The sequence below is a fragment of the Vibrio sp. 1159 genome (assembly GCF_033340395.1).
GTDB lineage: Bacteria > Pseudomonadota > Gammaproteobacteria > Enterobacterales > Vibrionaceae > Vibrio > Vibrio alginolyticus.
The window spans coordinates 31,061-43,891 of record NZ_JAWOWL010000002.1; the positions used below are offsets into that span (position 1 = coordinate 31,061).

Annotated in this window: 3 protein-coding genes; 1 reads left to right on the forward strand and 2 read right to left on the reverse strand. The window is 42.7% G+C overall.

The window, feature by feature from the left end:
* Positions 1-587: 587 nt before the first annotated feature.
* Positions 588-10,550 (reverse strand): tandem large repeat, encoded by a 9,963-nt coding sequence (locus R7127_RS01930; RefSeq protein WP_262584307.1) that lies wholly within the window; start codon positions 10,548-10,550, stop codon positions 588-590.
* A 253-nt stretch (positions 10,551-10,803) separates the two neighbouring features.
* On the opposite strand from R7127_RS01930, the gene R7127_RS01935 reads away from it, so the two are divergent.
* Positions 10,804-11,778, forward strand: a complete 975-nt coding sequence (locus R7127_RS01935; protein WP_115386557.1) for a peptidoglycan DD-metalloendopeptidase family protein — start codon at positions 10,804-10,806, stop codon at positions 11,776-11,778.
* 311 nt (positions 11,779-12,089) lie between these two features.
* Here R7127_RS01935 and R7127_RS01940 read toward each other — a convergent pair whose 3' ends face one another.
* On the reverse strand, positions 12,090-12,665 hold the full coding sequence (locus tag R7127_RS01940) for a hypothetical protein (RefSeq protein ID WP_033906398.1): 576 nt from the start codon (positions 12,663-12,665) through the stop codon (positions 12,090-12,092).
* Positions 12,666-12,831: the final 166 nt, after the last annotated feature.

Sequence of the window (12,831 nt, forward strand, 5' to 3'; positions counted from 1 at the left end):
GATTTGACCACAACAAAAGCCAGTAACATCACGCACTCTGTCAAAATGGTAAAATCGTACTATCTAAAAAAATTTAATTTATGGACTGAAGTTAACAAAAATCGTAGTAACGTGCGCTTCAGGTAAGCACGAGGAAATTCAGAAGTTTATGAGGTGCCCTCCTCAGCAACAAACAACAAATTGACTGTTACTGAGGAAGTTTAAATAAAAAGGTGAGCGCATTACGCACTCACAAAAGTAACTGCTCTGAAGCTTGCTAGGATTAAATTTGCTTCATCGCGAGTTAAAGAGGTGAGGTATTACCCATCGACCTCATGCAGAACACTATACTCAGAGTATAGAAACGAGCGTAAATATATAATATTTAAAAAGATTTTCAACGCGACACATTCACCACAGCACCTGCCGAGCGACCATCACAATCACGTCATACACACCTAAAAGCAACATTGGCCTAGTTATTATAGTTATTCAGCCTTGTATTAAGACGATTCATTAATTCGAGTAACTTATCAATAAAGGCAATTATTTTGATAAATATCACAAAAAGTCCCAAAGAAATAAAGCGAGCTAAACGCTCGCTTTATTTATGCCGCATTTTTTAAAGTTTTGTTCTCACTAAAATATCGGTTGTAAACAGCACCTAAGGAGGCTGTACTTGCGAAACGATCATAGTTAAATGTTGCTTGAGCCTCTTCGGCAGAGGCGGAAAGCTTGTTGGTACCATTTACATAAATCGTCACTACCCCCTCCTTCAGTCCTGAAAGATCTAAATCAGTCGTCCATGAGTCTGAAAGCACGGTAGCCATACCTGTGGCTTCTGTACCATCAGCGTCGACTGCTTTAATATCTATGAACTCACCATCTTCAAACCGTTCACTGCTACCACTTACTGTCATGCTTTCCACTCCAGTAACATCGTTGATAACGTCTAGGTGTATTGTCGGTGTAATTGGCATGGAGTAAGCCGTGCTCTGGCTACCGGTATTCCCTGATAAGTCTTGGTAGTCACGAACAAGCAACGCCACATTGAGCTCCGACGTACTTGGTATCACCACATCACCAGTCCAAACACTTGGGTCTGCGGTTGCCATTAATGAAGTGATCGTGGTACCACCTAACTCCGCCGCGGCGGACTGCAGATCTTTATCGAACTCTAGCGTTACCGTCACGCTTTGGCCGATGGCTTGGTGCTCAGGCGTAAACGTCACGTTAGTCAGCGTTGGCAGAGACTGCGCCAGTGTAAAGCTCTGGCTTTCACTCACTTCAATGCCCGCTGAGTTCGTCCCCGTCACCATCACGGTATAAGTGCCATTGGTTTGGTGACTCATATCCATTGCGTCACTGATCCAAGTGCCACCAGCTTGTACCGTTGCACTGCTGCTTTTTAGTACCGTCGCGCTGCCTTGGCCTTTCACTTCAAGACGCAGGGACTGACCATCAAAGCGTGTCGACGTGCCTTCGAATTGTAGCGTGGCGGCATGCGTTTCATCCACATTGCCCACTGGCGTGATGGCTAAGGTCGGCGTGATCGGCATGGAGTAAGCCGTGCTCTGGCTACCGGTGTTTCCTGATAAGTCTTGGTAGTCACGAACTAGTAACGCCACATTGAGCTCTGACGTGCTTGGTACCACCACATCACCAGTCCAAACACTTGGGTCCGCGGTTGCCATTAATGAAGTGATCGTTGTACCACCTAACTCCGCCGCTGCAGACTGCAGATCTTTATCGAATTCTAGCGTTACCGTCACGCTTTGGCCGATGGCTTGGTGCTCAGGCGTAAACGTCACGTTAGTCAGCGTTGGCAGAGACTGCGCCAGTGTAAAGCTCTGGCTTTCACTCACTTCAATGCCCGCTGAGTTCGTCCCCGTCACCATCACGGTATAAGTGCCATTGGTTTGGTGACTCATGTCCATTGCGTCACTGATCCAAGTGCCACCGGCTTGTACTGTTGCACTGCTGCTTTTCAATACCGTCACGCTGCCTTGAGCTTTCACTTCAAGACGCAAGGACTGACCGTCAAAACGTGTCGACGTACCTTCGAATTGTAGCGTGGCGGCTTGCGTTTCATCCACATTACCCACTGGCGTAATAACTAAAGTTGGCGTGATCGGCATGGAGTAAGCCGTGTTCTGGCTACCGGTATTTCCTGATAAGTCTTGGTAGTCACGAACAAGCAACGCCACATTCAGCTCTGACGTGCTTGGTACCACCACATCACCAGTCCAAACACTTGGGTCCGCGGTTGCCACTAATGAAGTGATCGTCGTACCACCTAACTCTGCTGCGGCGGATTGCAGATCTTTATCGAATTCCAGCGTCACCGTCACGCTTTGGCCGATGGCTTGGTGCTCAGGCGTAAACGTCGCGTTAGTCAGCGTTGGCAGAGACTGCGCCAGTGTAAAGCTCTGGCTTTCACTCACTTCAATGCCCGCTGAGTTCGTCCCCGTCACCATCACAGTATAAGTACCATTGGTTTGGTGACTCATGTCCATTGCGTCACTGATCCAAGTGCCACCGGCTTGTACTGTCGCGCTGCCGCTTTTTAGTACCGTCGCGCTGCCTTGGGCTTTCACTTCAAGACGCAGGGACTGACCATCAAAACGAGTTGACGTACCTTCGAATTGTAGCGTGGCGGCATGCGTTTCATCCACATTGCCCACTGGCGTGATGGCTAAGGTCGGCGTGATCGGTAATTCGTGAGCAGTATTATCCTCACCTATGTTGCCAGTCAAATCTTTAAATTGACTAACAACCAAGTCGACACTTAACAGCGCGGTGCTCGGAACTTGTACATCACCAATCCAGACCTTTTTATCTGCCGTTGCTGATAGAGAACTAATGCGATTGCCGCCAAGCGTAGCGGTCGCCTCTTGGAGCTCTTTATCAAACTCAAGCGAGACACTCACGCTTTGCCCCACGCTCTGATGCTCGGGGTTAAATGTCACATTGGTCAGTTTTGGTAAGGTTCCTTCAACCGCGATACTTAAACTGCTTCCTTTTCCAGGAATGGTGTTGGTACTTTGGTAGCTATCATCCTCTACCTGTATTGTTATGTTTTTATCTTGCTTTTCTGGACTGATGTAATTAACCGTCCACGTAATATTGTCTGAAGTCGACCAAGTATCTTGTTTTAACGTTCCTGTTACACCGCTATCACTAGCGACAAGATGGACATCTGAGATATCAAAGTTCGTAACTTCTTCTGTAAAGTTAAACGCAAGCGTAATCTCTTCGCCTCCAAAAAGAGGGGCGCTTGAGGCGGTAGAGATACTTAGCCCGGGAACGGTTGCCGCTTCCACATGCGCGTCAATAGAACTTTCACTCTTGTTATCCACCTTGTCTGTTGCTGCCACCGTGATCGTATGATCGCCTTTCGGTAACAAATAGCTTATGACATAAGGCCCCGCTTCGGTTGTCGGCTCAGTAATCGCTTGAGGAGCTACTGTGCTACCACCACTCACCGCTTTTGACGTGACGAGATTTAAATTTTTATCTGTAATGTATGCACTAATTTCTAGTTGATACTTATCGTTTGTCGGCACCTTAGAGGTTTGATTAGCACTTAAGCCCGAAATACTTGGAGCGTCATAATCAACAATAGATTCGATAACCTTTCCATCATAACTTTTGCCTAGTAATTCAAAGCTTGTATTCTCTCTTCCAACTGAGTCCGTCACCGTCACCTTAAGGGTATATGACCCTTGGTTATCGACGGCAAAGTTCATCATTCCATTACCACTAGATGAGATAACATCACCTGAGTAACGCAAGGAATCACCGAGGCTTGGAATAAGCTCCACAGAATATTGTGAAGCTTTCACTCTTTCTCCTTCCACCGTAGATACCGTAAACGGCTGGCTTGCCTTGGTTAAGAACAGTTTCCCACCCTGCAAACTCGTAATTCCATCGAAATCAACTGTGACTTTAGGAACACTAATATCAATGACTTTTCTGATATCAGAATACAGTCCGACGCTATCTGTCGCTTTGATGTCTACTGTGATTGAACCACGCCCCTCTAACTGAGATTTCGGTAGTTCAAAGTACGTAGATGAACCATTCCCATCCTCTACTCTTTCTTCTTGATAACTCGGGTTTAAAACCGAGTAGTTTACTGTTGCCAGGCTGCTACCAGTGTCCGTTATGTCAAAACGAAAACGAACATTATCAGGATTTGTTGGCGATTCGGTTACGATAATCTCATCGCCAACACTTGGAGGTGTGTTGTCAACTTTAATATCAACGGTCGCTTCACCGACTCTCGACCACACATCCGTTGCGGTAATCGTTGTCCTGATCGTTTTTCCATCCGCATCGCTAGGAAGTTCACTTGTAAATGTTGAACACTTGTAGGTTGGATCATCTGCACACACCTCTAATTGTGCAAACTTCTCCGGATTATCTTTATAGTTGTAGGATTCCGTTCCAAACCTGGCCATCACATTGTCTAGTCTAGAGTTTTCATACAGCTTAATTCTGAATTTGGCGACAAGCTGCTGACCATTAATGGTTGTGTTTCCAACCGGATCAGTAATTTCAACGACTACCGAACCTTTAGGTAATTCAAGCAGTAGATCGTGCTCTGGCGTCAAGTTTCCTGCTAAATCAGATAAGTTCTTGATTTTGTATTCTTGAGTTGTACTCAGGCCATCAATAATATCGGCATAGGATTCAGAATACGTACACTTGATATTTCCAACACCTTTGGCACAAGTCGTTGGTGTATAAGCTTTGTTGCCAAGATTACGAACCAACTTTGGATATTCATCTGAACTTTCGGTATTCACGCCTGATAAAGCATCATTGAAAGAGAGCTCAAATGTGAGCATCTTCTTCTTCAAAGCTTCATCAAACCAAACATCACTTCCTTTAAAACTGTATGAGTTACCATCTACGACTGTCGGTGCATCAATATCCACCATCGAGAAATTGAACTTGTTGATCGTTTCACGCCCATTTGTACCCAAGGTTTTAGTGATCAAAGTAACAGGTGCTTTGGTCATGTTTTGCCCAACATTGACACTACAACTGTAAGGTTCTTGCGATACGTTGATAACACCAGAAGTTGGTTGCTCATTAGTTGGTGGCGCATCCAGAGAGTTGTATTCTTCACGAACCCAACACTCTAACGTTTTGGCTTTGACCGCACTCAATGTAGTAAAGGTGACATCAAGAACACCATCAGATAAGTAATTTTGGAAGTCCAGCGGGCTTTCAACTGTTAGAACCACGCCTTCACGCTGTACGCTAAAGGTTTGGTTTACTTTTCCAACCTTTCGGTCTTTTTCATCAAGGTAACGAACTTTGTTATAAACTTTGATATCAAGTTCATAATTACCATCTTTGGCAATTTGTGTAGAAAGCAACGTTGCAGTCCAAGTGCCATCTGCGGTTTCTGAGAACGTAAAGTTAGTCCCGTTTTGCTCTCCAGAGAATCTATAAGTTGAGTCAATTCGATCAACGCCACTATCATCAACAATATCAAGCGTAAGTACGATATTCCCATCTTGATAGATGGTGTTGTTTGTAATTGGCGTTCCATCCGTGTAACTCATCGCCAGCGTCACCTGCGGGATGGAGTTGTACACTTTGACGGTAAAATCTTGCTCATCACTGGTTAAGGTTGTGTTGCCACGAACATCAGACCCTTTTAAACGAACCTTGTGTGTACCCGTACCTAAATCACCAAGGCTCACTTTGAGATCCTCATTGATTTTTGTACCGGGAGAGCCAGGTAATGGTTCCAGATCGCTAAACGTCCAATACTCTAGGCTTTCTCGATTGACACCATTAATTGAAACATCACCGTTTGCATTTAGGTCTAGCGCCGTTAGGTCAAAGACATAGTTACCTAAGTAGTAGTCATTCGCATTGAAACCACTTAATCCTAATGTTGGTCCATCACGATCAAGAATAACCTTGTGCGTGTTAGAACTAGACTCAAAACCATAAATATCGGTTGCTTTTACATACAATGACGTTGTTTTTTCATCTTCAGAAATGTCTATTTTATCTGTGTCACTCTTGATAAGAGACATGACAAACTCTTTAGATGAATCCGTTGGCACAATTGTCTTAATTGGCGAATCTTTACCACTTTGATACAGCGAGACTTGCTCAAGGTCTGAATCGTCTATTACGGATTTAAATCGCACATTGAACTCACGCCCTATGACATAGTTCTCTTTAGACAATGTGTCTTCAACCCAAGGCGTATTTAGGATGATTTCAGGGCCTTTGTTATCGACTTGGAAGGTAAATTTCCCTGTTGTACTAACATTGGCAGGGTAAGCGTTGTCCGTCGCAGTGACGTAAAATTCATTCCATTCATCGTAATCAAATGCTTTTGAAACCAGTTGGACTTTGACGTCAGGCTGTTCACCAACTAGGTATGGTACGTCACACGCCTCTGTTAGAGGGTCACAGCTTTCTAATGTCAGAGCCTGACCAGATCCGCGGCGCAAATCTATTTTTACGTTATTGCCAGAGCTTAACGTCCCCCAATCAATGACAGGTGCCCATTGGTTATTACCACCTAAACGGCTTTGAACCTGCTCACTTTTTACAATAGGGGCTTCAGAGTCGATACGAATATTGAATCTCGGAGCGGTGCTAGTTAACTCTGAAACGGAGTTACCTAAGTTGTCCTCTGCTGCTGCAACAACTAACCAATCTCCATCACCAGGATAAATCGTAGAGCCTTGATTTGAACAAATCTCGCCCGTACATAGTTTGACTTTAAACGCGTCTTTCGAGTTACTTGCAAAGTTTTCTGGTGTGTATGTTACTTTTTCACCGGTTTGCTGGTAGAAAACAAGGCCCCTCGAGGCAAGCTTATCACCAACAATATCCTCAACCTTGAAGGTTAATTCATGAGTATTGTTCGCATTTAAATAAATACCGTTTTCTACAGGTTTACCATCGACATCATTCGGTGGAAGATAACTGGCCTTAGGGAAATCGTTATCAATAAACACCGATTCTATAAACGGAGATTTACCATTATAACCATACGCATTGCCATGTGGGTCCATAGCACTGGTCTCCACGGCAAACTCTATAATGTCTTTTAGTTCACTAGACTGGGAGTTGAGGGTGAAGAAGTACTCTTTTCGATAAGCATTGCTGCTGCCTGAGTTTTCTACGATGTTGATGTCCAGTGGTATTTCAATATTTGGCTCATTAGCTTGATACCACATCGTGCTAAACTTCGGGCCGTAAGCGTCGGTTCCTACAATACCAGAAGGATCGTCTAGGACAATTTTAGAAACAACCTCGCCAGCGATATAAAGCCTATTACCAACCATCGTCTCTCTACCGCTTTCAATGGTTAATTTTGGCTGCGGAGGCAAGGTATCGATACTGCTACCCTCTGTATCAAAAATGTTCTTACCATTTAAGTCAGGATTAGCCATCGAAATATCATCAGCATAGAGCTGCGCGATATTGGTCTCAATACCGTATTTGCTCGCCATGATTTCATAATACGATTGCGCCAGGTCTTTTCGGTAAGTTTCAGCGCCAAACGTGTAAGAATCGAGCGTAACTTGACTTCCTCCTGCCCCTATACCATTTGCTTTTCCATCGTAGCTAAAATCATCGTAAATAGCAGATGCAAAATCTAATGAGTTATTTCTTGGCATTCTCTCGGCAATACTATCAATTGCTTCAACAAGGAATCGGTGTAGATAGTCATTTGATGGCTTGTCTGGAATCGCTTTAGTCGTAAGCATTTCATTGGTTGCATAAGACACAACCGTTGGGTCAAACCCAAAGAATGAGTTGTTATTCGTACCTGATAACGCGTAGCGCACCTCATCAAGAATTTGAATCGCACGTTCTGAAGTTTTCTCTCCCGCTGTCACTTGATCCCACTGGAAATCAAACAAACCAGTCTGATATGTCGATAGTTCAGTAATATAGTAAGTTTGAGAACCTTTGAGCTTAAAATACACACCAATATTGGCCTTGTTTAAGTCAACCGTTACTTTCTTGGTCCCTGGATCTCTTTTCCATTGGTAATAGTATGGCTCACTGCCTTCGATACCAATTAAACGAACACGCATGAAATCATAATTCACTACGTCAGTTGTGGTTTCACAGCTCGCTACGTCAAGAGCCATAGACTGGTCACTTTCCAGTTGCTGGATAGTGGTACAACTTGCAAGTGAAGTGAATTCACCACTTGGGCTCAACCCTTCAAGTTGAGCTCGCGCACCAATAAATGGTGTCACCACTTTTATGGTTGGTAGGTCAAAGCTACTTCTAAAATATACTTCTCTTGGAGTGCTTTCGTTATCAGACTCATCGACGGTTTGAATGACTAACTTTTGACTACTGTTTTCTGATACCGATTTAAAGCTGTCACCCAAAATATCTCTTACAAAAGGAATGTAATAAATGACATCCTCTACTCGCCCATTGCTATCTAACAGTGTTTCGTGCGGAATTTTTGCGATGTAATCGTCATCTGATGCGGTTGTATCAATAACTTGCTGAAGTGAGTAATTATTATCGTTGTTTTGGCTTACGTAGTACTTGACGACAAGCTTAACCTTATTAGCGTTAGAGCCTAAAACCGTATCGGTATTTACGTCTGAAACTTTCACACGAACATAAGGGATTTTATTCTCTTTCAATAAATTAGCGTTGAAGTTACTAAAATCTATCCCTTTTAATGAGCTCTGAATCCCTAAACTTGCGTACGCATAATCAATCTTCAGGAAATCGCGGCTTGCTTGAACATTGTCTGGGGTGTACGTATCTTGAGAGTAGATACCATCGTAAGTGGTTCGTTCACCATCTAAACCCACATTTACGTACGTCATTGACGTACCTTCAGGATAGGTTATCGTCTGTGCTGGCGCTTGATCGTCACGACTTACTGCATGCTGCGCAGAGCCCGTATTGCCTTTGCTATCCCTCGCTCGAACCTCAAAGACCGTCGTAGATAGGAATTCATCAGTTGGGTAAGCCTTACTAAACTCACAAGCATTTCCAGACTCTACAGTGACAGGAGAACATGTGACGCCCTCATGTAAGCCATCTTTAAATGAAATACTGACCGAACTAATCTCTTGCGAGCTTTCTTTTACAACGCCTTTCAGAACGTATTCTTTAAGTTGGTTATTAATTGCACTCGCCGATGTAATATCGATAACAGGCGCATCGTTATCCCATTCAAAGTTGATATGAAGACCCGAATGGCTGCCTGGAATTAACTCATTACCCAGTACATCCGCTGTATACAAGACTAACCGTGCTGCTGTTACGTTTGAGAGCCCTGTGGCAGGGTTCATATCCACACTATCGATCTCTTTGGTATTAATGTTAACTTTTACGTTGGTCTCTCGAAGGCCAACTTCAAAATCATCAAATTCAACCGAACAGAATGTGCTTCCAAAATCTTGTATGTCGTTACATTGAAATTCACCAGACCAAGAGCCATTAATCTGATACTGAATAAAGGCGGATACGTCTTCTACACCGATATCATCAACAATTTTTAGGTCAACTTTATCGGTGCCTGCAAGTACATCACGGTCAATGCGTGTCACGATAGGCGCTGTGGTATCAATCTCCGTCCCATCTCGCGGTGGAATGACGCCATCTGTACTGCCATATGTACCTAAGTCATTAAGCTTCTTACTAAAGTCGACATAGTCGGCAGCATCAGTACCTGAAATATTGATACTTGGGTCGTTTACCACGATCAAAACGTGCTGAGATAAGTCACGTGTGTAAACGTCGCTGTTTATCTTTTTCTGTCCAAAGCTGAGGGGAGTCACTGCTCCTGAAGTCTGGCTCACTTCAAGACCATCAAGAACACCATCTGCAATAACATCCCGATATTGGATGTCAGCGAAATGCATTGAAGTGTAGACGTTATCGCTGTTGCCGTATTTTTTTATAAGATCGTAAGAGTAAGACGAGTATGCTGTTAATAAAGCGCCGTATTGATGCCCAGTACTAGCAAAACTGCTTTGCCCACCTTTGGTAATATCAATAGGTTTGGTCTCATTTACGTCAAAACCATACATGCTATTGATACTATCCAAAGCAGTTGAAAAGGCACTCTCATCTGTGGCCCCCTGGGAAATTTTGTACTTTGCCAAGCCTGCTGCCAAGTTCGACAGCGGAGTAAGCATTAACTTTTGCTCACTCCCCTCTTTAAAGTTCACAACACCTTCAAATTTAAGTGTCTTCGCATTACTCACAGATACCGTTTCATTTGTAAACGGATCGGTATAACTCCCCTCTTTTGCAACAACAAAAAGAGGCATTGACGAAGATTCAAACTCTAGCAGATAGTTTCCGAAGGCATCAGACGTTGTGTTAGCCAACTTCCGACCTAAGTTTCCATTTTTGAACTCGAAAACCTCAATCTTGGCGCCATTGACTGGGGCGTCAAACACCATACCGGAAATGCTTCCTTTGCTTCTAGCTGGAGGTGTGTTGTCTCCTCCATCACCACCACCACATGCACTCAATAAAAGAGATGTAAGCGTAAGACCTAATGTTAATTTCAGCGTATTTTTAGCGAACATAGTAATTTGGCAAAATATATTTTCCCGAGATTATATTATTGAAAAATATTTTCTCAACGTGACATTAACACCAACAAAATAGGCATAAACACCAAGCCAACCGTCACTTTGACTGAATTATTAAAATTATTTTCACATCCTATAATCATTAACTTAGTTAAAACAGAGGAATTAATCATGCTTTAATGCTAGTTTTTATTTAAAATATTATACTCTACGCACAACTGTCAGTATTGATAAATCAACAAAACTAATGACTATTTTAATAATAAAAAGGAGTGTGCAAGCTCCTACCGTAGCCCTTATCACTACTGCGTTAATCATATTGATTAGCGTATCGCTTTCTCACTACTTCCTCACTCCTGTGGATAGGCTACCTACCATCAAGCCTTTAGAATTCGAAAGTGAGAATGTGCAGCCACCAATTAATAAGAATACTCGTAGGCAAAAAATCACTATCGGTGTTGTTGAATACTCTTTTGTCGCTTCATTATTAAAATCAGGAGTGAATCAAAAAGAGATCAACTTGCTATTAGCACTTATCAAAAGCAAGTTTAATATTATTGACTCTATTAAAAGAGGTGATAACTTTATCTTAAGAACTAAATTAAATAGTAAAAATGAAACTTACATTAGTTCTTTTTACTATTTAGGCAGTAAAACTGATTTATTTATTATCAATGATGGTCACGGTAACGTATTTGATGAGCATGGTGTGTCGATAAATAATCAGTTCATGTTTTCTTCACCCTTTGATAAAAACTACAGAGTGAGCTCTGACTATGACTTAAAGCGAACACATCCAGTGACCAATATAACGACTCCGCACTTAGGCACTGATTATGCCACACCTGTAGGTACACCGATTCGTAGTATTGCCGATGGCATCGTTTTAAAGTCCCGCTACAACCGTTTTGCCGGCAACTACATTAATATCCGCCACACAAATGGCTCTGTATCACGCTACCTACACTTATCTCAGCGCAACGTCCATGTTGGTGAGAAGATCAGCCGAGGACAAGTGATAGGGAAAACGGGTAACACAGGAAGAACAACAGGGCCGCATTTACATCTTGAACTGCACATCAATGGTGTTCCGGTTGATTACGAGCGATACATTCAAAGGCACCCAAACACTGACGTAAATATAGAAATGCTGATTGCAGCGAGAAAAGAAAAAGCAGAGTTAACAGCGGAATGGCAACGGTATGAGCAGTCAAATAGGTAACAACAGCCACTTCGATTCGCTCTTTCTTCATTTATCTGAAGCGAGTCCTCGTAACCCTCTGAGCGCTTCGTAGTCTGTCGCCACTAACCAATTTCATGATCAAAAAGAGCCGCTACATGCGGCTCTTAATGATTCTAATCTTTATTTACATACCCATGAATTGATACTTTGTGACATCACGTTTCAAACTCAGAAATTCAACAATAAACGTTATTACATAAAAGAAACTCATAACTAGTATTACTAAGTAGTCACAGAAAAAATCAATTGGTAACTACGAGACAATAAAAATGAAACGGCTTACTAGTATACTAGTAGTCGAACACATCTAGTAGATCGAGATCGAATTCGACACCACGCAGGTCATGTTCATTACACAAGTTCTTTAGCTTATCATCGCAATACAGCAAGTTACACCCTTGCATCAACGACTTAAAAACATACTTATCTGCAACGCTCAACTCGATGAACTTAAGCGACGTCAAGCCAACCGGATGCTCATCAATATATTCGTGTTTCGTATTTTCCTGGTCTTCTTCTCCAAAGCTCATGACATTGAAAACCTGAAACTTCTCACCATCAATCACTATAGGTAAAAACTCACCATCTGTTTCAATGTATGGTTTAAGCACTTCAGCCGCTCGCAGCGTCAGCACTAAACACGTTCCCCAAACAGATATGTCAGGGGTTTTTACCGATGTCTTGTAGTGAGCCGTAAATTGAACACTCTCTTCTACCCAAACATCAGACAAGCCCTCTGCTCTTACTGGCTCATTGAAAAGCCTATTCAACAGATCATCATCGCCCGCATCTATGGCCCTCTGATACGGATCATGCTCAAGAACTTTAAAGTAACGATTGAGGTTTCTTACCTGATATATACTCATTAAGCTAGTTTCCAAACTGGTTCTTTCTTCACAAGAATTTGAAGATAATGACAAATATTATCTTCATGATACTTAATTCTAGTCCCAAAAACGCGTTTACAGTTTCAAATTTCGACTAATATTCCAACCTATCTCTAAAAACCGTTGCATGTATACACGAATACAT

Bases quoted from the DNA above. Each gene is read 5' to 3' on its own strand.
- R7127_RS01940 (WP_033906398.1), bottom strand. From the start codon at position 12,665: ATGAGTATATATCAGGTAAGAAACCTCAATCGTTACTTTAAAGTTCTT.
- R7127_RS01935 (WP_115386557.1), top strand. From the start codon at position 10,804: ATGACTATTTTAATAATAAAAAGGAGTGTGCAAGCTCCTACCGTAGCC.
- R7127_RS01930 (WP_262584307.1), bottom strand. From the start codon at position 10,550: ATGTTCGCTAAAAATACGCTGAAATTAACATTAGGTCTTACGCTTACA.